Source organism: Ruegeria sp. CF5 (assembly GCF_056537325.1).
Genome location: NZ_JBQFRI010000001.1, coordinates 1,141,959 through 1,165,902, shown reverse-complemented (window position 1 = coordinate 1,165,902; position 23,944 = coordinate 1,141,959). Strand labels below are relative to the sequence as shown.

General features: G+C 55.9%; 27 protein-coding genes and 1 tRNA gene. 17 read left to right on the top strand and 11 right to left on the bottom strand.

Annotated elements, in window-relative coordinates; translation table 11 throughout:
- Positions 1-205: 205 nt before the first annotated feature.
- Together ACR0NW_RS05585 and ACR0NW_RS05580 are read right to left on the bottom strand one after the other, a co-directional pair.
- Positions 206-643, bottom strand: coding sequence for a hypothetical protein (locus ACR0NW_RS05585; protein ID WP_480448463.1), 438 nt, complete (start codon positions 641-643; stop codon positions 206-208).
- Positions 644-646: 3 nt separating this feature from the next.
- A complete protein-coding gene (locus ACR0NW_RS05580) occupies positions 647-1,777 on the bottom strand; it encodes an XRE family transcriptional regulator (RefSeq protein WP_480448464.1) in 1,131 nt (376 codons plus the stop codon).
- Positions 1,778-1,789: 12 nt separating this feature from the next.
- On the opposite strand from ACR0NW_RS05580, the gene ACR0NW_RS05575 reads away from it, so the two are divergent.
- Entirely contained in the window at positions 1,790-2,278 is a 489-nt protein-coding gene (locus tag ACR0NW_RS05575; protein ID WP_480448465.1) for a hypothetical protein, read from the top strand.
- A gap of 28 nt (positions 2,279-2,306) precedes the next feature.
- Here ACR0NW_RS05575 and ACR0NW_RS05570 read toward each other — a convergent pair whose 3' ends face one another.
- The 3 genes from ACR0NW_RS05570 to ACR0NW_RS05560 all read right to left on the bottom strand — a co-directional run bounded on the left by ACR0NW_RS05570 (position 2,307) and on the right by ACR0NW_RS05560 (position 4,665).
- Positions 2,307-3,839 (bottom strand): site-specific integrase, encoded by a 1,533-nt coding sequence (locus tag ACR0NW_RS05570; protein WP_480448466.1) that lies wholly within the window; start codon positions 3,837-3,839, stop codon positions 2,307-2,309.
- Positions 3,840-4,121: 282 nt separating this feature from the next.
- Positions 4,122-4,197: transfer RNA gene (locus tag ACR0NW_RS05565), tRNA-Ala, on the bottom strand.
- A 147-nt stretch (positions 4,198-4,344) separates the two neighbouring features.
- On the bottom strand, positions 4,345-4,665 hold the full coding sequence (locus ACR0NW_RS05560) for a TIGR02300 family protein (protein ID WP_480448467.1): 321 nt from the start codon (positions 4,663-4,665) through the stop codon (positions 4,345-4,347).
- A 100-nt stretch (positions 4,666-4,765) separates the two neighbouring features.
- Here ACR0NW_RS05560 and ACR0NW_RS05555 point away from each other — a divergent pair, with 100 nt between their 5' ends.
- The 3 genes from ACR0NW_RS05555 (at position 4,766) to ACR0NW_RS05545 (ending at position 7,412) form a co-directional block, all read left to right on the top strand.
- Entirely contained in the window at positions 4,766-5,461 is a 696-nt protein-coding gene (locus ACR0NW_RS05555; RefSeq protein WP_480448468.1) for a M48 family metallopeptidase, read from the top strand.
- Between the two features lie 30 nt (positions 5,462-5,491).
- Entirely contained in the window at positions 5,492-6,139 is a 648-nt protein-coding gene (locus tag ACR0NW_RS05550) for a GntR family transcriptional regulator (protein ID WP_480448469.1), read from the top strand.
- A 133-nt stretch (positions 6,140-6,272) separates the two neighbouring features.
- Complete coding sequence (locus ACR0NW_RS05545) at positions 6,273-7,412, top strand: lytic murein transglycosylase (protein ID WP_480448470.1); 1,140 nt, start codon at positions 6,273-6,275, stop codon at positions 7,410-7,412.
- A gap of 36 nt (positions 7,413-7,448) precedes the next feature.
- Here ACR0NW_RS05545 and ACR0NW_RS05540 read toward each other — a convergent pair whose 3' ends face one another.
- Positions 7,449-8,411: an acetyl-CoA carboxylase carboxyltransferase subunit alpha gene (locus tag ACR0NW_RS05540; RefSeq protein WP_480448472.1), complete on the bottom strand. Its 963-nt coding sequence runs from the start codon at positions 8,409-8,411 to the stop codon at positions 7,449-7,451.
- Between the two features lie 124 nt (positions 8,412-8,535).
- On the opposite strand from ACR0NW_RS05540, the gene ACR0NW_RS05535 reads away from it, so the two are divergent.
- Positions 8,536-9,369, top strand: a complete 834-nt coding sequence (locus tag ACR0NW_RS05535; protein WP_480448473.1) for an AraC family transcriptional regulator — start codon at positions 8,536-8,538, stop codon at positions 9,367-9,369.
- A 1-nt stretch (position 9,370) separates the two neighbouring features.
- On the opposite strand, the gene ACR0NW_RS05530 is transcribed toward ACR0NW_RS05535, so the two are convergent.
- Positions 9,371-9,967: a LysE family translocator gene (locus ACR0NW_RS05530; protein ID WP_480448474.1), complete on the bottom strand. Its 597-nt coding sequence runs from the start codon at positions 9,965-9,967 to the stop codon at positions 9,371-9,373.
- A 72-nt stretch (positions 9,968-10,039) separates the two neighbouring features.
- Between ACR0NW_RS05530 and ACR0NW_RS05525 the strand changes: the two genes are divergently transcribed.
- Together ACR0NW_RS05525 and ACR0NW_RS05520 are read left to right on the top strand one after the other, a co-directional pair.
- On the top strand, positions 10,040-10,492 hold the full coding sequence (locus ACR0NW_RS05525) for an Lrp/AsnC family transcriptional regulator (RefSeq protein WP_480448475.1): 453 nt from the start codon (positions 10,040-10,042) through the stop codon (positions 10,490-10,492).
- Positions 10,493-10,611: 119 nt separating this feature from the next.
- Entirely contained in the window at positions 10,612-11,193 is a 582-nt protein-coding gene (locus tag ACR0NW_RS05520) for a PA14 domain-containing protein (protein WP_480448476.1), read from the top strand.
- Positions 11,194-11,389: 196 nt separating this feature from the next.
- Here ACR0NW_RS05520 and ACR0NW_RS05515 read toward each other — a convergent pair whose 3' ends face one another.
- A complete protein-coding gene (locus ACR0NW_RS05515; protein ID WP_480448477.1) occupies positions 11,390-11,530 on the bottom strand; it encodes a hypothetical protein in 141 nt (46 codons plus the stop codon).
- 208 nt (positions 11,531-11,738) lie between these two features.
- Between ACR0NW_RS05515 and ACR0NW_RS05510 the strand changes: the two genes are divergently transcribed.
- Positions 11,739-12,548, top strand: coding sequence for a division plane positioning ATPase MipZ (locus ACR0NW_RS05510; RefSeq protein ID WP_170651168.1), 810 nt, complete (start codon positions 11,739-11,741; stop codon positions 12,546-12,548).
- Here the strand turns inward: ACR0NW_RS05510 and ACR0NW_RS05505 are convergent.
- Positions 12,545-13,780, bottom strand: a complete 1,236-nt coding sequence (locus ACR0NW_RS05505) for an adenylate/guanylate cyclase domain-containing protein (protein WP_480448478.1) — start codon at positions 13,778-13,780, stop codon at positions 12,545-12,547. The two genes, ACR0NW_RS05510 and ACR0NW_RS05505, sit on opposite strands and share 4 nt — an antisense overlap.
- Before the next feature lie 59 nt (positions 13,781-13,839).
- Positions 13,840-14,292: a MarR family winged helix-turn-helix transcriptional regulator gene (locus ACR0NW_RS05500; RefSeq protein WP_480448479.1), complete on the bottom strand. Its 453-nt coding sequence runs from the start codon at positions 14,290-14,292 to the stop codon at positions 13,840-13,842.
- Positions 14,293-14,349: 57 nt separating this feature from the next.
- On the opposite strand from ACR0NW_RS05500, the gene hmgA reads away from it, so the two are divergent.
- The 9 genes from hmgA to ACR0NW_RS05455 all read left to right on the top strand — a co-directional run bounded on the left by hmgA (position 14,350) and on the right by ACR0NW_RS05455 (position 22,224).
- Positions 14,350-15,705, top strand: coding sequence for a homogentisate 1,2-dioxygenase (gene hmgA / locus ACR0NW_RS05495; RefSeq protein WP_480448480.1), 1,356 nt, complete (start codon positions 14,350-14,352; stop codon positions 15,703-15,705).
- A gap of 7 nt (positions 15,706-15,712) precedes the next feature.
- The gene (locus ACR0NW_RS05490; RefSeq protein ID WP_170651164.1) at positions 15,713-16,336 is read left to right on the top strand and encodes a LysE family translocator; all 624 of its coding nucleotides are present in this window, start codon (positions 15,713-15,715) and stop codon (positions 16,334-16,336) included.
- A gap of 44 nt (positions 16,337-16,380) precedes the next feature.
- The gene (gene fahA / locus ACR0NW_RS05485; RefSeq protein WP_480448481.1) at positions 16,381-17,637 is read left to right on the top strand and encodes a fumarylacetoacetase; all 1,257 of its coding nucleotides are present in this window, start codon (positions 16,381-16,383) and stop codon (positions 17,635-17,637) included.
- A gap of 10 nt (positions 17,638-17,647) precedes the next feature.
- Positions 17,648-18,598 carry an MBL fold metallo-hydrolase gene (locus ACR0NW_RS05480; protein WP_480448482.1) on the top strand — a complete coding sequence of 317 codons (951 nt, stop codon included), beginning with the start codon at positions 17,648-17,650 and terminating at the stop codon, positions 18,596-18,598.
- Positions 18,599-18,733: 135 nt separating this feature from the next.
- Complete coding sequence (locus ACR0NW_RS05475) at positions 18,734-20,344, top strand: FAD-dependent oxidoreductase (RefSeq protein WP_170651161.1); 1,611 nt, start codon at positions 18,734-18,736, stop codon at positions 20,342-20,344.
- Positions 20,345-20,350: 6 nt separating this feature from the next.
- Positions 20,351-20,548: a DUF2783 domain-containing protein gene (locus tag ACR0NW_RS05470; protein ID WP_480448483.1), complete on the top strand. Its 198-nt coding sequence runs from the start codon at positions 20,351-20,353 to the stop codon at positions 20,546-20,548.
- 5 nt (positions 20,549-20,553) lie between these two features.
- The gene (locus tag ACR0NW_RS05465; protein WP_170651159.1) at positions 20,554-21,096 is read left to right on the top strand and encodes a VOC family protein; all 543 of its coding nucleotides are present in this window, start codon (positions 20,554-20,556) and stop codon (positions 21,094-21,096) included.
- 69 nt (positions 21,097-21,165) lie between these two features.
- Positions 21,166-21,804, top strand: a complete 639-nt coding sequence (gene maiA / locus ACR0NW_RS05460) for a maleylacetoacetate isomerase (protein ID WP_480448484.1) — start codon at positions 21,166-21,168, stop codon at positions 21,802-21,804.
- Positions 21,805-21,891: 87 nt separating this feature from the next.
- Positions 21,892-22,224, top strand: coding sequence for a DOPA 4,5-dioxygenase family protein (locus ACR0NW_RS05455; RefSeq protein WP_480448485.1), 333 nt, complete (start codon positions 21,892-21,894; stop codon positions 22,222-22,224).
- A gap of 50 nt (positions 22,225-22,274) precedes the next feature.
- On the opposite strand, the gene ACR0NW_RS05450 is transcribed toward ACR0NW_RS05455, so the two are convergent.
- A complete protein-coding gene (locus ACR0NW_RS05450; protein WP_480448486.1) occupies positions 22,275-23,903 on the bottom strand; it encodes an acyl-CoA synthetase in 1,629 nt (542 codons plus the stop codon).
- Positions 23,904-23,944 lie beyond the last annotated feature (41 nt).

The following is a 23,944-nucleotide window of genomic DNA, read 5'->3' as shown; positions in this document are numbered from 1 at the left end:
CTCAAAAGGTGAAGTCAATATCTGTGAGACACAATTTGCATGTGTGCTAGCTGTGTCGCTGGGGCAGGGTCCAGTGAGGCACTTGGCGTCAAGTCGTAATGACAAAGGATAGGGGTATGGGGGAACAAGCTGGCCTCAGCAGTATAGATACCACCTCTTAAAAATTCGTCATAAAATCACACGGCCCCATGCCGTGCCCTTATTTTCATACAAGGTCGGAGATCGACAGAACCGGCACCTTGTCGTCAACCGATTTGCGGATTTTCTTGTAGTAGGCCAAGTGGCTGCCGTGGCTGATCAAGTTCATACTTTTTGACACACACAACGCATATACCTCAAAGCAATAGAATGGTGGGCACTGACCAAAGATTGTAGCTCCGCATTGCTCCGCATAAATGTTTGCTAGAGCTTTAGCGTTGGCTGGAACCTTCATATAACGGTACGGCCCGAAGGCTTTGTATTGGTTCAGCAGCACGTCGCCAAAGCCTTCGACTTCTTCTCTAACACCTTTGAGCGGCCACAAGTCACCTTCGCTAATCGCATCAAATACAGCAACTTTCTCAGCATTGCTGTTTGTCTCCAAGGCCCCGATGATACCTTGAATGTCTATGACCGCCTTCGGCCCAGCCAGTTTTGGAGCCATTTGTTAAACTCCAAGCAGGTCAAGCTGGTAGCGTGGTTTGATGCCTGATAGACGAAAAACATCAATGGCATCCATGTAGCCTTCAGCTTTTGCTTGGCTCAAAGATCGGATTAGTGAGAAGCCGTACTGAGTTCTCTTGTTGTGTATCGGATCAGCTGCTCCTCCTCCCGATCCATCAGTCGTATCGTCAGGATGAGTGTACCCAGAAAATTGGGAGCGCCACCTACGGTAGGTGTCATCTCCAATCACACCCATTTCCAAGAACCTGAGTATTGTACAGTGTTGGCTGACACCAAGAAAATTGGACACTAGCCTGACAGTGTCGGAGATGTCTTCTGGGTTAAAGTTGCTACGGCGCAGCGCTTCCCTTATGACACTCTCTGGGGCCAACAGAAATGCTGCGAACTGGTTGCAAAAAGTCTCTACCTTGTTGTTGGATACCGATGGGTCCGAAGCTCCCCGTTTTCTTAGCAAAACATGGCAAAACTCATGAGCAAGGGTAAACAGCTTTCTCGCTTTGCTGGAACCAGTAGTGTTTATTACGATGGTGTGAGGGCCACCTCCGTTAACTTTGGTATAAATTCCAACAACTTCATCGCTCTTGAACGGAAAATGCAAAACAAAAACGCCTTGGTTCTCAACAAATTCCCTGAAACTGGAATACAGCTTGTGTGAACTTCGGAAGGCGATTTGTTCTTCGTCAGTAATCCCCCATTTAGCCCGCCACTCTTCAGCAAGTTTTTTTGCTGATGCACGGGTCAGAGGCGCATCAACGGGCTCCATACCGGGTTCGAGATCAAGATTTAGTGGCATTGAAGTCAACGCACCGGAAATTTTCTCAACAAAACTGATGGCTTTGAGTGTGCCAGCGTCGTAAAGCGCCTTTCTTGGCTTCTTGCGCCTAAAATCAGGAACATCAGACAGAGGTAATGTTTTGGTTGCAAAAAGGGCGGCCTCGGGAACGGCCAACGCCTTCGCAACCAACTCGATTGTTTCATCATCGACCGAGGTCTTCTTTTTGACCGCGTCTTGCAACTCTGGCGTCGGAATGCCCGTGCGTGTAGACAGCTCGTCAACGCTCATGTTCCGGTTGTGCAAAATATCATTTAGGGCGTCTGAAAAACTTAGTGCCATTAGGATAGTACCATGATTAGCTTGAATTCTTTGGGTTTGTGTCTTGGGGATTTCTCCAGCGTGCAAGAGGTTGGTATCGGGTTATTGCTCGGTTTAGCTATTCTGCAAGTTATTGGTTCGGGAGAAATTTCCAACCTTGTTCGCAGGACAAAGAGGCTAAAGCTGAGTGCAAAATCTCTTAGTGATGCCTCAATAAAAGAAAAAATCCTCAGGCTTGAAAACGATCTCAACATGATCGAAATAGGCATCTTTTCTGTATCTAGGACCATATTTTCGGTTGTTTTGGGTCTGCTAATTATCGCTCTAGGTGTATTGTCGTATAGCACGCTGTTCCCTGATGTGAACATCGAATGGGGTTGGGCTTTAGCAATTTTGCTTCAGAACCTAGTCGTGCCAATTGTTATCTTTGTAATTTCTTCTCGTACTATCAGGGGCCGTTGCGCCGATCTAAGGGTACGTATTGCCGAAACCGAGAAGGTTCTTGCCAGGATGCTCGTATGACTTTTGCAGCAATTTGCAAGCCATCCCGTTAAGCCCGCTGGAACGGCTTGATTTGCTCGCCCGATAGGCCCTTATGATCAACCTTGCAGACAGCTTCGTACAATACCGACAAAGGTACGTTCCCGTCGCCATATCGTCCAGCCATACCGGGCAGAGCATGACCCAAGAGGATGTCATTGATGTCAGGTTGTACACCCGCATGACGGCAAGCATCTTTGAAGTTATGGCGGAAAGAGTGGAACGAGGTCTTGACTGTCTTCGCGCCAATTTTGTCGATGTAGCGGTTAAAATCTTTGCTGGCCTGATCTGAGTAGTAGCCCGTCGCTCCGAGCTTCAGTTCAGGGAACACCCGCTCGTGACCTGCCTGCCGCTGTACCTCTACGAAGCGTAGGAAGCCCAACCGTATTAAGTCGGGGTGTATGGGAACAAGCCTGCTTTTGCCGAACTTGACGCGCTGGTCTTCGTCGCCCTCTTGGACCCGAATTAGGGGTATGCCCTCTTCTTGGTCGATGTCTTTAACGCTCAACTGGCACAACTCGTTCAGTCGTGCGCCAGTCCATAGGCCAAGCAGCGGAAGCCAATACCAACTGGTATCGCTCAGGTCTGTATCTCCCGGCACTGTGCGGAACCGCCTCGATTTGCACCCTGTGTACAGGGGGCTGTTGAAGATGGTCTGCAGTTGCTCTTTGCTGAACGGGTCGTGTTGGTTTCTGGCGTTGTTGTTGTCAGCTATCTTCATCGGCCCAAAGATGTCTGTAACCTCTTCGTCCAACTGTTTGTCAGCCCACTTCCATATCCCTTGCAGCCTTCCCAAGGCTTTGTTGACTGTACTTACTGATAGCGTTGGCAGACCGTGATCTTTTGCTGCTTGTGTGGCTTCTCTAGGCGTTAGGCCAATCGTTTGCGGTAGTTTATTCCTGTTGGTGGGAAGTTCTAGCAGGACATTCTTAAAGTCGCGTGCGTCCGTTTTTTTGTAGTCGAGAATAGGACGGTCGCCTTGCAATTCTATGAAGAGGTCTGTCCAAGCCTGATAGTCGTTCAGCAGCTTGGCTGACCATTGACCTGTCTGTTCCGCCTCAGATTTTCTCTCGGCAAACAGGACGGATAGGAGCGGGCTAGAAAGCGCCTGTGGGGGCCTCTTTGAAATTGTGACTGGGGCACTGCTGGAACTGGCTTGAGCGCATTCTGGGGCGCTTACAGCCGCGCTGGGCTTCGTGCTGAAATCGTAGTTCTCGAACGTCTTATCGTGTTCCAGCAGAGCTTTATAGAAACTGGCTTGTGCTTTTCGGATTTCATCAAGGATAGCCCATTTTGTCTCGATAGGCTGGGCTTGGGCTACGTCAGTTGCAATGCAAAAATTTTTGTATTCCCGCGTGGCGTATTCCTTGCCCATCAAGTCCCAGTAGTCTTCGTTATCCATCTCATAGTATTGGAGAGTATCAATCATGCGCTCTTTTTCACCCTCGGTGTATGGGCCGAGTTCGTCCCTGCGCGCCTTTGCCCTTTCTAGTACTCTCTTGAAATGCCCGTGCACCTTTGTGCGTAGTTCGCCGTAGTTCATGCCCGATTGTTCTATGTGCTTTGTTATTGTGTCGCCGCACACTGCAAGACGCCGTGCCAGAGTACCAGCCTCTTTGGGGCATCTCGTACGCAATGACACCCGAAGGGTCCTACGTGTGGTGTTTGGTCTAGTGTGTGGTTTTGGTGCCGTGTCGGGTAGGGGCCAACGGAAGTAATAGATGCCGTGTCTGGACAGCGAGAGGTACGCATGCAGCTTCATTTTGTGTCACACCTGTGTGTCACACCGCTCTAATGCTTGCTATCTAGTTGTATTGTTAGGTTTTGGTGGAGCCTAGGGGAGTCGAACCCCTGACCTCTTGCATGCCATGCAAGCGCTCTCCCAACTGAGCTAAGGCCCCAAATAGGTACCGCTTCGCGGTGGACGGACGTTTATGAGACGAAGCACCCGAGTGCAAGCCCAAAAAACAGAGTCCGGTAAAAATTTGTCGGCCGAAATCCAGCCGGAGATTCAGAGGCGGCGCAGTTTCCGCCGCCTCCGAAATGTATCAGGATTCGTCCTCGGAGGACATATCCGTGATGTCGTCCAGAGAGACGTTATCGTCGTCGTCATCCTCGAGAATGTCGTCGTCGATATCAACGTCCGCGGCGTCATCATCGTCGAGAACCAGATCCTCATCCGAGGCATCCTCACGTGCCTTGGCCGATGCGGCGTCTTCGGCGTCCGCGGCAATCATCCGGCTTTTGCCGGTTTCCAGTTCCACGATCTCGCCGGTATAGGGGCTAACGATCGGGTCCTTGTTCAGGTCATAAAACCGTTTGCCTGTTGTCGGACAAACGCGCTTTACACCCCATTCTTCCTTGGGCATCTCAAATCCCCTTGATATCAGGTGAGTCGTATAAATGATTCAGCTCACCTGCCACATGCGGCAGGGGCTGTCAAAGCCTTTGAGCAGAGGAGATCGTGCCATGGGGCGACATGCGTTGCCAGGGCATCCGCCAGTGCCCCTGACATTGCGCAGATCGGCGCGTGCGCGACGGATCAGCCTGAGGATTTCTCAGCTGGATGGTCGGGTTACGCTGACCTTGCCACCCGGAGTTCCCGAAACCGAGGCGCTGGATTTCGCGCGGGTCAAGGAGGACTGGATTCGAGGGCATCTGCAGGCCAGACCAGAGCATTCCGTTGTACGGCCCGGCGAAGAGATTCCGATTGAGGGGCGGCTGCGGCGAATCGTTGTTGCAACAGGGCGCAGAATTGAACTGCGTCCGGGGGAAGTTGCTGTCCCGTCCGGGTCCGAGGCCCGCAGGCTTGCCCGGTTCCTTAAGGAGCTTGCGCGCGAGCGCCTGACTGAAGCCAGCGATGACTATGCCGCCATGCTTGGGCGGTCATACTCACGCCTCACCTTGCGCGACACTCGGTCCAGATGGGGGTCATGCAGTTCGGATGGGGGGCTCATGTATTCCTGGCGCCTCATCCTGGCTCCGTCCGAAGTGCTGCATTATGTTGCGGCGCATGAGGTCGCGCATCTGGCCGAAATGAACCATTCCCCAGCTTTCTGGGCGCAGGTCGAACGCCTATTCGGGCCGTACCAGGTGCCTCGCCGCTGGTTGCGGGACAATGGCGCGGAACTGCATCGGTACCGGTTCGATATCGACGCGAGTTGACGTCGCCGCATTTTGTGATCACATGGGGCCATGTTGTCCGCACGCTCCACAGACTCCCAATCAGCCACGCATGATCGTGTCTACCGCGCATTGCGGGCGCGGATCATGCATGGGGAAATTCCACCGGGTCAGGCTTTGACCCTACGAGGCATTGGCAAGGAATTTGGCGTATCCATGACTCCGGCGCGCGAGACAGTTCGAAGGCTGGCAGCGGAAGGTGCGCTTTCGTTGTCGACATCGGGACGGGTTTCGACACCTGAGCTGAGCAATGACCGTATCGAAGAACTGGCTGCCTTGCGGGCGCTGCTTGAGGTGGAATTGGCCAGCCGTGCGCTTCCGCGTGCCCATATGGCGCTGATCGATCGGTTGCAGACCATCAACATGTCCGTGGCGGAAATGGTGACCAAACGGGATGCAGTTGGGTATATCCGCGCCAATCTGGAATTTCATCGCACCCTGTATCTGCGGGCGCAGGCGCCGGCCATGCTGGCGATGGCAGAGACCGTATGGCTGCAGCTTGGGCCAACCATGCGGGCCCTGTATGGTCGGTTGCGCCGAACCGAACCGCCACATTTTCACAGGCTGATCATATCCGCCCTGAAGGCCGGGGACGAGCCGGGTCTTCGCCTGGCGGTCCGCTCGGATGTCACACAGGGCCTTCGTCTGCTTGTGGCCTGAGCGGCTTTTTGCCGAATTTTCCAGTGCGGATCGCGTGATGCTTTCGAAAGCAATTCACGCGCCATGTTTGCTGGTACGATGCCGGCGAGTTCGCTAATCTAAATACAAATCAAAACAAGAGCAGATTTCAGTCATGATCAATCGTCGAATTTTCTCACTTGGGCTTGGGTCAACGATGCTGGCGGCCTGTTCCGGCGGCGGCGTGACGCAGAATACGTCAAGCAGTCGGATGAAGGCGGTGCCAAATGCCGGGTGGGATGCCTGGGTCGCGGGCTTCAAAGGGCGCGCGTCGGCTCAGGGTATCTCGCAAACGACCATAGATCGCGCATTTCAGGGGGCGGGATATCTGCCTGGCGTGATCGAGCGCGATCGCAACCAGACCGAATTCAAGCGCTCGCTTGAGGATTATCTGGCCATTGCCGCTTCGGATGAAAGAATAAGCACTGGCAAGCAGATGCTTCAACGCCACGGGTCTACGTTGTCGCGCATCGAGGCGCAATATGGCGTGGACAAGGAAGTCGTGGTTGCCGTCTGGGGGCTGGAAAGCCGGTACGGCGCGCGGCGCGGGGATGTTCCTGTGGTTTCGGCGCTTTCGACGCTGGCCTATGACGGGCGGCGTGGAGCTTTCTTTGAAAGCCAGTTGGTGGCCGCGATGAAGATCCTGCAGAACGGTGATACAACGCCTGCGAACATGACCGGCAGCTGGGCCGGGGCCATGGGGCATACGCAGTTCATTCCGACGTCATATCTGGCCTATGCCGTGGATTTCACGGGCGATGGCCGTCGCGATATCTGGTCGGATGATCCGACGGATTCGCTGGCCTCCACCGCCGCCTATCTGGCCCGTGCGGGTTGGGTCCGTGGACAGCCTTGGGGAGGTGAGGTCGGATCGGCCGCCGCCAATTCCGGCACGCCAGTTGCGGTTCTGCAACCGCAGGTTCCAGGACCCAGAATTGCCGTGTTCCGGAATTTTCAGGTTCTGAAACGGTACAACAACTCGGACAGCTATGCGATAGGGGTGGGGCACCTGTCAGACCGCATCGCAGGCGGTGCACCGTTTCAGGCTTCTTTCGGCCCGGACGCGACCGGGTTGACGCTGGATGACCGCAAGGACCTGCAAAGACGTCTGACCGCTGCAGGATACGACACGCAAGGCGCAGACGGGGTGGTCGGGTCCAACACCAAGGCCGCCATCAGCGAATATCAAAGTGCCAACGGCCTGACGGTTACGGGTGAGCCCTCAGTGGACCTACTGCGCCGCCTAGGCGGCTGATGGTCTAATCTACCGGGTACAGAGCTGGCCGCGCAGTTAAGCGGCCAGTCCTTTGGAGCCGATATCAAGGAATTTCTGCCTGCGATCCTGAATCAGGGCCGCAGCGTCTTTTCCGCTCAACTCCTCCAACATTGCGGAAATCGCTTCGCTGACGGCTTCGACGGTTGCCGGACGATCACGGTGCGCACCGCCTTTGGGTTCAGCAATGATCCGGTCGCAAACCCCAAGTTTGTTCAGGTCCTGCGCTGTCAGGCGCAGCGCCTCGGCAGCTTCGCGCATCTTTTCGGAATCTTTCCAGAGGATCGAGGCGCAGCCTTCGGGAGAAATCACCGAATAGATCGAATGTTCCAGCATCGCGACGCGGTTGGCGGTCGCAAACGCAACCGCGCCACCTGACCCGCCTTCGCCGATGATGACCGAAACCAGAGGCACACCGATTTTCAGGCACATCTCGGTCGAGCGTGCGATGGCTTCGGATTGTCCGCGCTCTTCGGCACCTTTGCCGGGATAGGCGCCAGCAGTGTCGATCAGGGTGATCACCGGCAAACCGAACCGGCCCGCCATTTCCATCAGACGCACGGCCTTGCGATACCCTTCGGGTCGGGCCATGCCGAAATTCCGTTCGATCCGCGATTTCGTGTCAGAACCCTTTTCGTGGCCGATCACCATTACCGGCTGATCGTTGAAACGGGCCAACCCACCAATGACGGCCAGATCGTCGGCAAAGTTCCTGTCACCGGCCAGCGGAGTAAATTCGGAAAACAATTCCTCGATGTAGTCTTTGCAATGGGGCCGTTCAGGATGGCGTGCCACCTGGCATTTCCGCCATGGCGTGAGGTCATCGTACAACTCGTCCAGAAGCTTGGCCGCTTTTGCATCAAGCGCTGCCGCTTCTTCGGTCACGTCCATCTCTTCGTTGGCACGCGCCAGCGCGCGCAGTTCCTCGGCCTTGCCTTCGATCTCGGCCAGGGGTTTTTCGAAATCCAGATACTGAGTCATGACGCCTCTTAACGCGAAAGTTCCCTGCTATATGACCTCAGGCCGCTCAGGATGCAACTCAGCAAGATTTGTGGCAATGGAATATGCATCCTCAATGGAGCAAAGTGAAAGAGGAAAAGCCACTATGGCAACCAGTTACGAAGATCGCGTGTTGCGCGTGCTTGCCCATATCCACAACCACCCGGCAGATGATCTGTCGCTAGACGCTCTGGCTGATGTGGCGGCAATGTCGCGGTTTCATTGGCATCGCGTATTTCGCGCGATCACGGGCGAGACATGCGCACAGGCTGTTCGTCGTTTGCGTCTGCATCGCGCCGCTACGTGGCTGGTACAATCCGAAACGCCGGTTCCGCAGATTGCGGCCGACGTCGGATATCCGAACCTGAAATCCTTTGCACGGGCCTTTTCCGAGGCTTACGGCAGAAGCCCCGCTGCATTCAGAAAGGCGGGGCAGTTTCTGCCGGCTCATCCAAACTTCAAAACCGGAGGATATCCCATGCACCCTGTGACCACCCGAAATGAACCTGCCCGCCGCGTGGCTGTGCTGCCGCACAAGGGTGACTATGCCAAGATCGGCAAGAGTTTTGAAGCGTTCGGAGCGTTGTGCGAATCCCGCCAGCTCTGGCCACATGTCGGACCCATGCTGGCCCTGTATCTGGACAGCCCCGAAGACGTTCCGCAGGATCAATTGCGCAGTTTTGCAGGCGCTGAATACCGGGGCGCGGATATTCCCGATGGTATGGAAGAGTGGCAGATACCCGGCGGCAAGACCGCTGTTCTGACCTACAAGGGGCCGTATTCCGGCATCCATGCGGCCTATCACAGCCTGTTTGGTAACTGGTTGCCGCAATCGGGCGAAGAGCCCGCTGATCAGCCTTGTTATGAAATCTACCTGAACAATCCGCGGGAAACGCCACCTGAGGAGTTGCTGACCGAGATCTGTCTGCCACTCCGCTAATTCATTGTGGCCAGAGAACCGGATAGAGCGAGGCAACAAGCAGTCCGGCCATGGTCCAGTTAAAAGCCACCAGATGGCGCGGGTTTGTTAGAATTCGCGCCATCTGCTGCCCTAGGACCGTCCATGTACTGACCGAAGGCAGGTTGATCGCACCGAACACAAGGGCGACAACAATTATTGCGTTCAGCGTCTGGCCCGGCGCGTATGCGGTTGTAGCGGTCAGCGCCATCGCCCAAGCCTTTGGGTTCACCCATTGAAACGCGGCGGCCTGTAGAAAGCTCATTGGCCTGCCCGATGCGTCCTGACCGGTTGCCGGCGCGGCATGGGCAATCTTCCAGGCGAGATAAAGCAGATAAACCACAGACGCGATCTTCAGCACGGTATAGCTGACCGGAAATCTGTCAAAGACCTGCACCAACCCTGCGCCAACCAGAAGCACCATGAAGGTAAATCCCAGCCCGATGCCCAACATGTGCGGGATCGTGCGCCGAAAGCCGAAATTGGCGCCCGAGGCCATCAGCATCAGGTTGTTCGGCCCCGGCGTGATGGATGAGACGAAGGCAAACACCACAAGGGCTAACAGGATATCGTAGGTCATGCGCCGATAATTGCTGCGTTCACGGCAAATGAAATTGCGTTTTTGTGTGTGTATCAATAGATTTCGCAACAAATGACTAAATTGGACGAAATAAATCGCCGAATATTGCGCGAGCTATCGCGGGATGGACGCATCAGCAATCTGGAATTGGCCGAGCGCGTGGGGCTTTCTCCCTCGGCTTGCCTTCGTCGCGTGCAGGAACTGGAGCGGTTGGGCATCATTGCGGGCTATCGTGCCGTGCTGAACCCCGCTGCGCTTGGGCTGGGCTTTGTGGCCTATATCGGTGTCGGGCTGGGAGAGCACACAAAGGCCGCGCAGGAAGGGTTCGAAAAGGCGCTGCAACAGGCACCGGAAGTGGTGGAGTGTCACAACACTACCGGAACCATCGAATACCTGCTGCGGGTGGAATGTGCAGACCTTCCTTCATACAAGACATTTCATACCGAAGTTCTTGGGACATTGCCCCATGTCACATCCATCACATCTTATGTTGTCATGGGCTCGCCCAAGGACATGCGGGCCTGAGTCGACAAAAGTGATGCCGAGCGGGGTTGTCGCACGAAAAATTGCCGCCTAGGCTCATGGATGAGTTCGTTTGCATCAGATCGGCGAGGGTCGGCAAACTAACAGCACGGGAGATGAGTATGAAATCATTCTTAACAGGAATGGTTGCGGTATTTGGGTTGACGCTGGCCTCGGCGCTCTCGGCCGCGCCTATCAAGCTAAAGCCGGCCAGTCCGCAGCCTTCGAGCCCCAAAGCCGGACTTGCGGTGAAATATGCCTGGGGCGGCGATCCGCCGTCCAAGATTCAATCGATCGACATGGCCAAGCAGATGGTATCCAGCGCCAAACCCGGCCGCGCGTTGCGGGGTTTGGATTATCGGGACACATCCGAAGGCGACCCGGTTCTGACGTTTGACAAGGCGATGAACGTTGCAGCCGATATCAATGGATATATCCGGTTCGATGCGCCCGGAATCTACGAGCTGGAAACCTGGTCCAATGACGGGATCGACGCCCGGATCGGCGGTCAGCAGGTCGGTTATTTCTCTTCGCGCCAGCCATGCGAGGCCAACCAGCGTGTCGAGGTCGAAGTACCCGAGGCCGGATGGTATGATCTGAACATCGTGTACTTTCAGAAATACAGCACTGCCTGCCTGATGATGAAATGGGGCAAGCAGGGCGAAAAGATGAAGTGGGTGCCAAACAACGTATTTGGACACTGAAAAGGTTTGAAAACGGGGCTTCAGGCCCCGTTTTCTTTTGACAGCCCATAGGCTGCAGGCAGGATACGTTCCGGCGACAACGATGTTGGTATCATCGTTTTATGAGGCTCGCCGCCTCGGCCATCATGTAACGGAAGATCCATACCCCGATCTTGGTTGTGGCTAGATCCGTTAGGATCAGGGTCGGGCAGCCGACTCACGCAACGGGTCTTCTGATGAGTTTGTCGTCAACCGGGGCGTCGATATTTTCCAGCCAGTATCCCATTCCGGCACGGATCAGTACTGGCAGGACGATATTCAGGACATTCAGAAAGACGTGTTCCACTCGTTCCTGCATTGGCCCTCGCGTACCACAAAAGAGTGATTCAGCAGCAGAAATTCGGGACGTGCCGGGCAGGGCAAAGAAAACCGCGAAGCAATCGCTGCACTTTTGAACCTCAATATGCCCGGTAAACGCATGTAGGTTCTTTCCTTCGATGCCCACACAACATATAGTGTTGACCAACAACGCGTGGTCAAAAGCGTGACAAACCGGGAATACAGGCATGGCACATATCATCGTAGTGGGGAACGAAAAGGGCGGCGCAGGCAAGTCTACGGTATCCATGCATGTGGCCACGGCGCTGGCCAGATTAGGTCATAAGGTCAGTTCGCTGGATCTGGATTTGCGCCAACGCAGCCTTGGCCGCTATTTCGAGAACCGCAAGGGCTATATCAACGGGTCCGAGCTTCGGCTGCCCAGCCCCCGACACCACGACCTGCCGGAAATCGACGCTTCGGTTCTGAAACCCGGCGAGAACATCTATGATCACCGGTTGTCTGCAGCCGTTGCAGAGCTGGAAAGTGACAGCGATTTCATACTGATCGACTGTCCGGGGTCTCATACTCGGCTCAGCCAGGTGGCGCATTCATTGGCCGATACGCTGATCACTCCACTCAATGACAGCTTCATCGACTTCGATCTGCTGGCGCGGATCGACACCCAGGGCGAAAAAATTCTTGGCCCGTCCGTCTATTCCGAAATGGTCTGGAACGCACGTCAGCTTCGGGCGCAGGCAGGGCTGAAACCCCTCGATTGGGTTGTCGTGCGAAACCGGGTCGGTACGCAGCGTATGGTCAACAAGGAAAAGATGCAGCGCGCTATCGAGATGCTGTCCCAGCGAATCGGCTTCCGTGTCGCCTCGGGCTTTTCCGAGCGAGTGATCTTTCGCGAGTTGTTCCCGCGCGGTCTGACGCTGCTGGATCTCAAGGACATCGGCGTCAAGCAGCTGAATATCTCGAACATCGCGGCCCGGCAGGAATTGCGCGACATGATGAAGGAACTGAACCTGCCGGGTGTCGAGATCGATTTCTAGGACCCGCCCCGATACACGGTGAACAGTTCTTTCGGCTCGGAAACGCCGCGCAACATGTAACGGCCAAGCGAGATCAGATCGTGCGCGCATGGTTGTGCGGCACGCGCCACGTCGTCCGAAAGCAAAATCCTCTGCCCCAATGATCTGTGCATTCCGGCTATTCGGGCCGCCTGATTTACCGCCGGGCCAATCACGGTAAAATCAAGACGGTTTTCCGCCCCGATATTTCCATACAGAATTTCGCCTGCGTGCAGGGCCAGAGTATAATTTGCGGTGGGCAGACCGACTGCCTGGCGCTCAGCGTTCTTTTCGGCCATTCGAGCCTGCAACTGAGCAACCGCCTCAAGCGCCGCCCGCGCATCGGCGTCGATTTCACCGACATCGAACATCGCCATCAGGCCGTCGCCCATGAACTTCAGAATGCTGCCGTCGCAATCCTGAACCACGTCGACAGCTACGGCCAGATAGTCATTGAGCATTTCGATGATTTCGGGGCCCGGCAGTTCTTCGGACAAGCTGGTGAACCCCTCAAGGTCGAAATTCCAGATCACCGCATCGATCTGTTGAAGCGATCCACGGCGGATTTCGCCCGACAGCACGCGGCGCCCCGCGTCCCGGCCCAGATATGCGCGCATCAGATCACTGGCCATCTTGCGATTGGTCGCCGATTTGATTGCCAAACCCAGATGCGGCAGTGCCGCCCTGATCAACTCCAGATCGCTGTCACGAAACCCGTCGGCGCCGTTGCTGGCCCAGGACAACAGGACACCTTCGGGTGAATTTTTGGGATCGATGGGTTTGTCTGGATCCCATTTCTCCAACACAAGCCCTGTGGCGAGATAATCGGTGGCTCCGCGTTCGCGCAGCTCATTCAGAAAAGGGAACCGACTGGGTTCGTTTTGCTCAACCAGCCTTTCGCGCAGGGTATCCATCTTTTGTTGCATCAATATATATAGCGGGCTGTTTACCCATCTTTCGCTGGGTGTTTCTGTATATTCATAATTTTCGAAATGCCCGCCTTCGTCGTGATACCAGCTATATCCAATCCCCCCATAGGTCGGATGCAACGCGGTTTGAGCCGAATGAAACCGCATGAGCGGCACACCAAGCTCGACCAGCCTCGTACAGTACCCCTCAAGAAGTTCTTCGTGGCCTGCACCTTCCAGCCCCCGCTCGATCAGCCAGCTGATCAGTGTATTGGCCTCAGGGGAAATGGTATTTGCGGCGGTCATGTAAGGCTCCAAATCTGTTGAGAGTCATCTGGGGTTGGCGTCCTGAATTTACCAGTGCGTCAATCCATACCTGCCAACCGTCGCAGCATCATGCGCAGCAGCGCGGCCTCGCCATTTGTGAAATGCGCGGCCAGTTTTGCGTCATATTGCTCTGCAATCCCCCGTAATTCACGATAGACCGACTGACCGCCGGTCGTCAGAGCCAATCGTTCCACCCGGCGATCGTTTTCATCGCGGGTGCGGGACAGATATCGACGCTGTTCCAGCTTATGAACCGCACGGCTGACCTTGGTCTTGTGAATCTTGGCGCGCTCGCCAATTTCCTTGGCGGTCATTTCACCATAATTGCCCAGATGAAAAAGGACGCGCCACTCGGTACGCAACATTCCATACCGATTCTTGTAGACGCGCTGAAATTCAAGCGAACTCTCCTCGGCAGCCTGATTCAGAAGAAAAGGCAGGAAATTTCGCAGATCGAAGTCATCTTTTTCGGTTTTTTTGTGTTGTGTCATGCTTGTTAGTTACAAAATCAACTATTATTCGACAAGCAGCAAACGGAGGAACGCGCCATGAATCGTCCGACTGACCCTCATAAAATGACCCAGGCCAGTACGCCTGTGGGCACGCACGAAGGCTATATGCCGGGTTTTGGAAACGACTTCGAAACCGAGGCTTTGCCCGGTGCTCTGCCGCAGGGCATGAACAGCCCACAGAAATGTAACTATGGACTGTATGGTGAACAGCTGAGCGGTACGGCCTTTACAGCAACGCATCCTGAACGGACTTGGTGCTATCGCATTCGCCCGTCGGTCAAGCACTCGCATCGCTACGAAAAGATCGATCTGCCCTATTGGAAATCTGCGCCCTGCGTCGATCCTGACGTAATCAGCCTTGGCCAATACCGCTGGGACCCGGTTGCGCACTCGGACGAGTCGCTGACCTGGTTGACCGGCATGCGTACCATGACCACGGCAGGTGACGTGAACACCCAGGTCGGAATGGCCAGCCACATATATCTCGTCACTGAATCCATGGTCGACGACTATTTCTATTCGGCCGATTCCGAATTGCTGGTGGTCCCACAAGAAGGCCGCCTGCGCTTTGCGACCGAGCTTGGCATTATCGATCTGGAGCCCAAGGAAATCGCGATTATTCCGCGCGGACTGCTCTATCGCGTCGAAGTTCTGGAAGGCCCGGCCCGTGGATTCGTCTGCGAAAACTATGGCCAGAAATTCGAGTTACCGGGCAGGGGCCCGATCGGCGCCAACTGCATGGCCAACCCGCGAGATTTCAAAACGCCGGTTGCCGCGTTCGAGGACCGCGAAGTGCCGTCGACCGTCACCATCAAATGGTGCGGACAGTTCCATACCACCAGCATCGGGCACAGCCCGCTGGATGTGGTTGCCTGGCATGGCAACTATGCGCCCTGTAAATATGATCTGCGCACATACTGTCCGGTTGGAGCGATCCTGTTCGACCACCCCGATCCGTCGATCTTTACCGTTCTGACCGCACCTTCGGGACAACCGGGAACCGCCAATATCGACTTCGTGTTGTTCCGGGAACGCTGGATGGTGATGGAGGACACATTCCGCCCGCCATGGTACCACAAGAACATCATGTCCGAGTTGATGGGGAACATCTATGGTCAGTACGATGCCAAGCCGCAGGGATTTGTTCCCGGCGGGATGAGCCTGCACAATATGATGCTGCCGCATGGACCGGACAAGGAAGCCTTTGAAAAGGCATCGAATTCGAACCTTGGGCCGGACAAGCTGGAAAACACGATGTCGTTCATGTTCGAGACCCGCTTCCCGCAGCATCTGACCGCGTTTGCAGCCAACGAAGCGCCACTGCAGGACGACTATATCGATTGCTGGACAACGCTTGAGAAGAAATTCGACGGAACTCCGGGCAAGAAATGAGCGTATCATGAGCTTTGATATCTGGATCACATACGTCGCCACGGTTCTGCTGCTGATGAGTACACCGGGACCAAGCCAGTTGCTGATGCTGTCCAATTCGGCTGCTAACGGGTTGCCGCGTGGCCTGTTCACGGCAGCCGGTGACCTGACAGCAAACCTGTTACAGATGCTGGCAGCAGGTCTTGGCCTTGCGGCGCTGATTGCGACTTCTGGTACTGCGTTGGCGGTCATCAAGTGGCTCGGCGTGGCGTATCTTGTGTTTCTCGGCCTCCGCACAATTCTGAAGGCCGAAAGCAAGACTTCGCAATCCGCGAAACTGGCCAGCCGCAAGGCACTGTGGATGCAAGGTTTTGTAACCTCTGCTGCGAACCCCAAGGCTGTTGTGTTCTTTGCCGCGTTGTTCCCTTTGTTCATAAACGGCGCACAACCTTTCTGGCTGCAGTTCGCAATTCTGTCGGCAACCTACCTGGCTATCGACGGGCTTTTCCTGACGGTCTATGGCGGCAGCGCAAGCTGGCTGGCCAGCCGCCTGAAAGGGTCCGCACGGCTGTGGCTGGACCGGATCGGTGGCAGCTTCATGATCGTGGCGGCCCTGCTTCTAGGGCTGAAATCGCTGCGCTCCGCCCAATAACCCAATTTAGCGGGCTTATATCCGCGACTGATTAAGGACGTAACATGCCGTTAATGAAATCCTGGGTGGCTTCGGCCAACGATGCGAACCACCCCTTTCCGCTGAACAACCTGCCTTATGGCGTCTTTTCGACCGCCGGGTCCGATCCACGTTGTGGTGTTGCCATCGGAGACATGATCCTTGATGTTACCGAGGCAGAGGCCGCCGGGCTGATTTCACTGGCCGATTATCCTCTGTTCGACGTGCCCTTCTGGAACGAGTTGATGGAAGAAGGTCCTGCCGTCTGGGCGGCGCTGCGTGATCGGCTGATCGCATTGCTTTCAGAAGGTTCGACGGAACAGGACAAGGTTGAACCATTGCTTGTGCCGATGACTGACGCTGAATTGCATATGCCTTTTGCGGTCAGCGAATACACCGATTTCTATGCAGGCCGGAACCACGCATTCAACGTCGGTACCATGTTCCGTGGGCCTGAAAATGCACTGCCGCCCAACTGGCTGCATATTCCGATTGGCTACAATGGCCGCGCATCGTCAGTTGTAGTCTCTGGTACGGATGTCCGCCGGCCTTGGGGACAGCTCAAGTCACCTGACCATGATCTGCCTGCGTTCTTGCCCTGTCGCAGATTCGACATCGAACTGGAAATGGGCGCAATTGTCGGCACACCGTCCGACGGACCGATATCGGTGCAGGAAGCTGATGATAATATCTTTGGCTACGTTCTGCTGAACGACTGGTCGGCCCGCGACATTCAGGCATGGGAATACCAGCCTCTTGGTCCCTTTCAGGCCAAGGCCACGGCCACCTCAATCAGCCCGTGGATTGTGACCAAAGCGGCGCTGGAGCCGTTTCGCTGTGACACTCCCGCACGCGAGTTCGAGTTGCTGGATCACCTCAAGGACTGTGGTCCGATGCTCTATGACATCGACCTTGAAATCACCATGGCGCCGGACGGGAAGGACGCGACCACGATTGCGCGTACCAACTATAGGGAAATGTACTATTCCGCCGCGCAGCAACTCGCCCACCATACGACGTCAGGCTGCCCGATGAATGCGGGCGACCTTTTGGGGTCCGGCACCATTTCCGGGGCGACCAAGCCCGAGCGCGGTTCGCTGCTGGAACTCAGCTGGGGCGGCAAGGAGCCGTTGACGCTGGACACGGGTGAGGCCCGGTCCTTCATCGAAGACGGCGATACGCTGACTCTGAAAGGTGCTGCCAAAGGTGACGGCTACACAATCGGCTTCGGTGACTGCACGGGCACCGTTCTGCCTGCACTTGAAAACCCCTACGCACGATAAGGAAATCACCATGAGCAAAGCATTTGCGTCCCAGGGGGACATGACGGAAAAGAAGATATCCTTCACCGAAGTCGGCGAGGGACTGTATGCTTTCACGGCTGAGGGCGATCCGAACTCGGGCGTCATCATCGGCGATGACAGCGTTATGATCGTAGAAGCACAGGCCACACCTCGACTGGCGAACAAGGTGATCGAGTGTGTGCGTTCAGTGACAGACAAGCCGATCACTCATGTGGCGCTGACCCACTATCACGCGGTGCGCGTTTTGGGTGCCAGCGCATTCGGTGCACAGCAGATCGTCATGTCCGACATGGCCCGCGCCATGGTCGTGGAACGCGGGCAGGAGGACTGGGACAGCGAATTCCAGCGCTTTCCTCGCCTGTTCGAAGGACATGAGAGCATCCCGGGCCTGACCTGGCCAACCACCACGTTCAGCGACACGATGACTATCTATCTGGGTAATCGCCGGGTCGATCTGATGCATTTGGGCCGGGCGCATACGGCAGGGGACATTGTCATCCATGTACCGGACCAGAACGTGATGTTCACCGGCGACATCGTCGAATACCACTCGGCCTGCTATTGCGGCGACGGTCATTTCAATGACTGGGGTGATACTCTGGACGAAATCAAGTGGTTTGACGTCGATGCGATCGCGCCGGGCAGGGGTGACGCGCTGGTTGGCAAGGACATGGTCAACGCCGCCATTGAGAACACGCGTGACTTTGTTGAAAGTACTTATCGCCCGGCGGCAAAGGTTGCGGCGCGCGGCGGTTCTCTGAAAGAAGCATGGGATGCCGTGCGCGCAGAATGTGATCCGAAGTTCGCCGATTACGCGATCTATGAACACTGCCTGCCATTCAACGTCGCCCGCGCCTATGACGAAGCGCGCGGTATAGACACACCCCGCATCTGGACCGCCCAGCGTGATCTGGAAATGTGGGAGGCCCTGCAGGGCTAATGAATCGGGGCGACTTTGATCCAGATCGTGTTGCCCCGAATGAAACAATGAAACGATACACCAGAACCTTCGGCGCCAACGCGGCGAAGGACAGGAGATTTGCGCCCTGAGCGCATGAGCATCGGGGGAGGGCCCATGAACAAGATCTTTGAAGTTCCACTCTATGCCTACGAACACAGCGCGGATCAGGACGCATCTGCGCCGGTTCGGCACAAGGTGATCGTGGTCGGTGCAGGGCCAATCGGTCTCGCCGCTGCTATCGACCTTGCGCAGCAAGGTGTCGAAGTGCTGGTTCTGGACGATAATGACAAAGTGAGTTTTGGCAGCCGCGCAATTTGTTTTGCCAAACGCCCGCTGGAAATCCTGGACCGGCTGGGGTGTGGGCAGCCTATGGTGGACAAGGGCGTCGTCTGGAACCTTGGTAAGGTCTTTTTTGACGACCGTCAGGTTTATGGGTTCAACCTTCTGCCCGAAGAGGGCCACCAACGCCCGGCGTTCATCAACCTGCAACAATACTATTTCGAAGAATATCTGGTGAACCGGGTCCGTGAATTGCAGGCCGGGGGAGCCCCGATTGAAATCCGGGGCCGCAACAAGGTCGAAGCCATCGGTACTCATCCCGATCATGTGAAACTAGAGGTGGAAACGCCCGAAGGTTCCTACACGGTCGAGGCGGACTGGCTGATCGCCTGCGATGGGGCAGGGTCTCCAACCCGGGCCATGCTGGGCAAGGATTTTGTCGGTCGCGTGTTCGAAGACAACTTTCTGATCGCGGACGTAATCATGGACGCCGATTTCCCGACCGAGCGCTGGTTCTGGTTCGATCCGCCCTTCAACCGGGGTCAGTCGGCGTTGTTGCACAAGCAACCGGACGGGGTCTGGCGGATTGACCTGCAACTGGGATGGGATATCGACAAGGAACGCGAGAAGCGGCCCGAAAACGTCATTCCCCGCCTCAAGGCAATGCTGGGCGAGGACGTGAAGTTCGAACTGGAATGGGTCTCGATCTACACATTCCAGTGCCGCCGCATGGAAAAATTCCGCCATGGTCGTGTGATCTTTGCGGGCGACAGCGCACATCAGGTTTCACCCTTTGGGGCCCGTGGTGCGAATTCAGGGCTGCAGGACACCGACAATCTGTGCTGGAAACTGAAGCTGGTGATGGACGGCAAAGCCCCGGAAAGCCTGCTGGACAGTTATGATGCCGAGCGCATTCACGGTGCGGACGAGAATATTCTGAACTCGACCCGCTCGACCGATTTCATCACTCCGAAATCCGAAATGTCGCGCGTTCTTCGGGATGCGGTTTTGGACCTCAGTGAACACTATGAATTCGCCCGCCCATTGGTGAATTCCGGCCGTCTTAGCGTGCCCTGCACATATGACGGCTCGCCGCTCAACTCGGCGGACGCTCTGAACGGGCCAGCAAGGACGAGGCCGGGTTCTGCCTGCCCTGATGCCCCACTGGGCGATGAGTTCCTGCTGCCCAAGCTGGCGGGTAAGTTCACACTGCTCACGATTGATGCGGATGCACCGGACGTCATCGAAGAAGATGGCATCGAAGTCACGCGCCTTGCCCTGTCCGTCAAGGATGATCCAACGCTGGAGCTGAAGCGCCGGTATCTGGGTGACGCCACAAGCGCCGTTTATCTGATCCGTCCGGACCAGCACGTGGCGGCGCGGCGCGACACTTTCGAAGAAAACTCGTTCCGGCATGCGATCCGCCGGGCCACCGGCAAGGAGTAAGAGCACATGACCGATCTGATCCTGACACCGAACATCGACGGCGCGGATGATTTTTATGCCGATCTTTTGGCGGCCCATGAGGGGCTGGACAAAGCAGATAGTGATGCCCTGAACGCCCGGCTTGTACTGGTGCTCGCCAATCACATTGGTGATCGCGCAGTACTGAGCCAGGCAATCAATGCAGCGGCCCTGAAACAGGAGTAAGCCCAATGAAAATTGAACAGATTCACCACGTTGCCTATCGCTGCAAGGACGCCAAGGAAACGGTCGAGTGGTATGGCAAGATGCTGAACATGGACTTCATTCTGGCGATTGCCGAGGATCATGTCCCCTCAACCCACGAACCCGACCCGTACATGCATCTGTTTCTGGATGCGGGGAACGGCAATGTTCTGGCGTTTTTTGAATTACCGACCAAGCCCGAAATGGGTCGCGATCCGAATACCCCCAAATGGGTGCAGCATATCGCCTTCAAGGTAAAAGACCGTGACGAACTGATTGCGTTCAAGGATCATCTGGAAGCCAATGGTGTTGAGGTTCTTGGCGTCACGGATCACTCGATCTTTCATTCGATCTACTTCTTCGATCCGAACGGGCATCGCGTCGAACTGGCCTGCCCGGACCCGGAAGAACAGGCGATGCTGGACAAGCTGAACGATGTGAAGTGGGACATGCTGGAAGAGTGGTCAAAGACGAAAAAGGCCCCCAAACATGCAGACTGGCTGCATGCGAAGGAACTGAGTAACCTCTGAGGCAACCATACTGTTCGAAACTGGCAACCGGCAGGCGTCGGTTGCCTTACTGCATTCGGGGAAGATTGAATGAGCGACGTCGTGCTCTATGACTACTGGCGGTCTTCGGCCAGTTACCGCGTTCGGATCGCGCTGAATTTGGCCGGGATTGCATACCGGTCAGTTGTTGTTGATCTGGTCAGCGGAGAGCAGAAATCCGACGCTCATTTAGCTTTGAACCCTCAGGGATTTGTACCTGTTCTGGAAATTGACGGCCAAAGGCAGACACAATCACTGGCGATACTCGATTATCTGGATCAAACACGGGGACTGGGCCTGTTGTCTGAAGTCCCGGCCGCGCGGGCCCGTGAACAGGCTTTGGCCCATGCCATTGCAGTAGATATTCACCCTGTCTGCAATCTGCAGGTGGCCAAATACGCGACCGACCTTAGTGGTGGAACTGAAGGAATGCCCGGCGACTGGATGCGGCATTTCATTCGACCGGGGTTGCTGGCTTTTGAAACCCTGCTGAGCGGCTTTGATCAGGCACCCTTTTGCACTGGTTCACAACCGGGACTGGCCGATATTTGTTTGATGCCACAGATGTATAACGCCCGGCGATGGGACGTGGACCTGACCAACATGCCAAAACTTCTGAGTGTTGAAGCCGCTTGTGCCAAACATCCTGCTTTTGTTGCGGCACATCCGGATATGTACGCACCCGCCTGAACAGGCGCACACATTATGTTTGCGGATGGCTGTGTTCATCGCCGTCCGGCCACCTTAAATTTCGGGCAGTCACCGTAAGAGGTTGGAATGCCCGAAATCACCGGATACCACGCCCACGTCTATTTCGATGCTGATACGCAGGATACTGCGCAGCAGGTCTGCGAAGATGCCGCCCGCCTGTTTCCCGTTCAGATGGGCCGGATGCACGCCCGCAATGTCGGCCCTCATCCCCGATGGAGCTGCCAGCTGGGGTTCGACGCCGACGCATTTGACGCTGTTATCCCCTGGCTTTTGCTGAACCGGCAGGGATTGACCGTTTTTACCCACCCCGAAACCGGACAGCACCTTGAAGATCACCGCGACAGGGCCTTCTGGATGGGCGAGATGCTGGATCTGGATTTGTCGATTTTCGATCGCTGAACCGACAAAACAGGCCGTCCCAGAGCGGCCTGTTTGTTTTCAGTATCCGATCAAAGCGCCCGCGCCCGGTCCCGCAGGGCGAATTTCTGAATCTTGCCCGTAGACGTCTTGGGCAATGCTCCGAACACGACGGTCTTGGGTGCCTTGAAGTGGGCCATGTTGTCCCTGCAGAATGATATCAGTTCTGCCTCGGTTACCTCTTTGCCGGGTTTCAGTTCGACGAAAGCGCACGGGGTTTCACCCCATTTTTCGTCCGGGCGGGCGACCACCGCCGCCTCCATCACTGCCGGGTGTTTGTAAAGGATGCCCTCAACCTCGACTGACGAGATGTTTTCGCCCCCCGAAATGATGATGTCCTTGGACCGGTCCTTGAGCGCGATATACCCGTCAGGATGCATGACCCCCAGATCGCCCGAGGCAAACCACCCCCCCTTGAAGGCCTTGTCCGTGGCGTCGGGATTCTTGAGGTATCCTTTCATCACGATGTTGCCCTGCATGAATATCTCACCCATGGTTTCACCGTCAGCGGGAACCGGTTCCAGTGTTTCGGGATCGGCAACCATGAGACCGGACAAGGCAACGTATTTCACCCCTTGCCGTACTTTCAGTGCCGAACGCTCTTCGGCCTCTTTGGCGTCCCATTCATCCTTCCACGCACAGACGACTGATGGGCCGTATGTCTCGGTCAGGCCATAGACATGGGTGACCGCAACCCCCATCCCTTCCATCTTTTCGATGACAGCGGCAGGGGGCGGCGCACCTGCTGTCATCACCTTGATCTCATGATCAAAATCCCGCAGGTGATCGGGCGCGTTTGCCAGCATGTTCAGCACGATCGGGGCGCCACAGAAATGCGTGACCTTTTCATCATGGAAGGCGCGATAAATCGGCTCGTCCCGCACCGCACGCAGGCAGATCGACACACCCGCATTGGCCGCCATCGTCCAAGGGAAACACCAGCCATTGCAATGAAACATCGGCAGCGTCCACAGATAGACCGAATGCTTCGGCATACCCCAGTCCAGAATGTTCGAGGTCGCATTCAGCGCCGCCCCTCGATGGTGGTAAACCACCCCCTTGGGGTTGCCGGTCGTGCCTGAGGTGTAATTCAGAGAAATTGCATCCCATTCGTCCTCTGGCAGCGACCAGTTAAACTCGGGATCGCCCTCGGCCAGCAGTGCGTCATAGGTCAGCACCCCCAGTTTTTCACCGCCGTCAAAGCTGGCATCCTCGATATCGACGACCAGAAGGTCCGGCCTCTCGACCTGCTTCAATGCATCCTGCACAACACCCGAGAACTCGGGATCGACAAGCAGAACCTTGGCTTCGGCGTGGTTCAGAATGAACGCGATGATGGTCGCGTCGAGGCGCGTGTTGATGGCGTTCAGAACCGCTCCGGCCATCGGTACACCAAAATGCGCCTCGTACATTTCCGGGATATTGGCTGCGATGATGGAAACCGTATCTCCCCGCCCGATGCCGCGCTTGGCCAGCGCGCTGGCCAGACGTCGGCTACGCGAATAGGTTTGCGCCCAGGTGTACCGGCGCTGGCCATACACCACCGATTCATAATCGGGATACACGGCTGCGGTCCGCTCGATATAGCTGAGCGGAGAAAGCTGTGTGTGGTTGGCTTGATTCTTGCCCAGATGGCGATCGTAAATGTTGGTCGAAGTCATCTGCCATTCCTCCCAGATCGTGTTGGCGCATAGAGCACAAA

Excerpts from the sequence above, each read along its gene's own strand:
- ACR0NW_RS05510 (WP_170651168.1), top strand. The coding sequence starts at position 11,739 with ATGGCACATATCATCGTAGTGGGGAACGAAAAGGGCGGCGCAGGCAAG.
- ACR0NW_RS05525 (WP_480448475.1), top strand. The coding sequence starts at position 10,040 with ATGACTAAATTGGACGAAATAAATCGCCGAATATTGCGCGAGCTATCG.
- ACR0NW_RS05580 (WP_480448464.1), bottom strand. The coding sequence starts at position 1,777 with ATGGCACTAAGTTTTTCAGACGCCCTAAATGATATTTTGCACAACCGG.
- ACR0NW_RS05490 (WP_170651164.1), top strand. The coding sequence starts at position 15,713 with ATGAGCTTTGATATCTGGATCACATACGTCGCCACGGTTCTGCTGCTG.
- ACR0NW_RS05550 (WP_480448469.1), top strand. The coding sequence starts at position 5,492 with ATGTTGTCCGCACGCTCCACAGACTCCCAATCAGCCACGCATGATCGT.
- ACR0NW_RS05520 (WP_480448476.1), top strand. The coding sequence starts at position 10,612 with ATGAAATCATTCTTAACAGGAATGGTTGCGGTATTTGGGTTGACGCTG.
- ACR0NW_RS05515 (WP_480448477.1), bottom strand. The coding sequence starts at position 11,530 with ATGCAGGAACGAGTGGAACACGTCTTTCTGAATGTCCTGAATATCGTC.
- ACR0NW_RS05465 (WP_170651159.1), top strand. The coding sequence starts at position 20,554 with ATGAAAATTGAACAGATTCACCACGTTGCCTATCGCTGCAAGGACGCC.
- ACR0NW_RS05455 (WP_480448485.1), top strand. The coding sequence starts at position 21,892 with ATGCCCGAAATCACCGGATACCACGCCCACGTCTATTTCGATGCTGAT.
- maiA (WP_480448484.1), top strand. The coding sequence starts at position 21,166 with ATGAGCGACGTCGTGCTCTATGACTACTGGCGGTCTTCGGCCAGTTAC.
- ACR0NW_RS05480 (WP_480448482.1), top strand. The coding sequence starts at position 17,648 with ATGAGCAAAGCATTTGCGTCCCAGGGGGACATGACGGAAAAGAAGATA.
- fahA (WP_480448481.1), top strand. The coding sequence starts at position 16,381 with ATGCCGTTAATGAAATCCTGGGTGGCTTCGGCCAACGATGCGAACCAC.
- ACR0NW_RS05505 (WP_480448478.1), bottom strand. The coding sequence starts at position 13,780 with ATGACCGCCGCAAATACCATTTCCCCTGAGGCCAATACACTGATCAGC.
- ACR0NW_RS05545 (WP_480448470.1), top strand. The coding sequence starts at position 6,273 with ATGATCAATCGTCGAATTTTCTCACTTGGGCTTGGGTCAACGATGCTG.
- ACR0NW_RS05560 (WP_480448467.1), bottom strand. The coding sequence starts at position 4,665 with ATGCCCAAGGAAGAATGGGGTGTAAAGCGCGTTTGTCCGACAACAGGC.
- ACR0NW_RS05470 (WP_480448483.1), top strand. The coding sequence starts at position 20,351 with ATGACCGATCTGATCCTGACACCGAACATCGACGGCGCGGATGATTTT.
- ACR0NW_RS05540 (WP_480448472.1), bottom strand. The coding sequence starts at position 8,411 with ATGACTCAGTATCTGGATTTCGAAAAACCCCTGGCCGAGATCGAAGGC.
- ACR0NW_RS05450 (WP_480448486.1), bottom strand. The coding sequence starts at position 23,903 with ATGACTTCGACCAACATTTACGATCGCCATCTGGGCAAGAATCAAGCC.
- ACR0NW_RS05575 (WP_480448465.1), top strand. The coding sequence starts at position 1,790 with ATGATTAGCTTGAATTCTTTGGGTTTGTGTCTTGGGGATTTCTCCAGC.
- ACR0NW_RS05530 (WP_480448474.1), bottom strand. The coding sequence starts at position 9,967 with ATGACCTACGATATCCTGTTAGCCCTTGTGGTGTTTGCCTTCGTCTCA.
- ACR0NW_RS05475 (WP_170651161.1), top strand. The coding sequence starts at position 18,734 with ATGAACAAGATCTTTGAAGTTCCACTCTATGCCTACGAACACAGCGCG.
- ACR0NW_RS05570 (WP_480448466.1), bottom strand. The coding sequence starts at position 3,839 with ATGAACTACGGCGAACTACGCACAAAGGTGCACGGGCATTTCAAGAGA.
- ACR0NW_RS05585 (WP_480448463.1), bottom strand. The coding sequence starts at position 643 with ATGGCTCCAAAACTGGCTGGGCCGAAGGCGGTCATAGACATTCAAGGT.
- ACR0NW_RS05555 (WP_480448468.1), top strand. The coding sequence starts at position 4,766 with ATGGGGCGACATGCGTTGCCAGGGCATCCGCCAGTGCCCCTGACATTG.
- ACR0NW_RS05535 (WP_480448473.1), top strand. The coding sequence starts at position 8,536 with ATGGCAACCAGTTACGAAGATCGCGTGTTGCGCGTGCTTGCCCATATC.
- hmgA (WP_480448480.1), top strand. The coding sequence starts at position 14,350 with ATGAATCGTCCGACTGACCCTCATAAAATGACCCAGGCCAGTACGCCT.
- ACR0NW_RS05500 (WP_480448479.1), bottom strand. The coding sequence starts at position 14,292 with ATGACACAACACAAAAAAACCGAAAAAGATGACTTCGATCTGCGAAAT.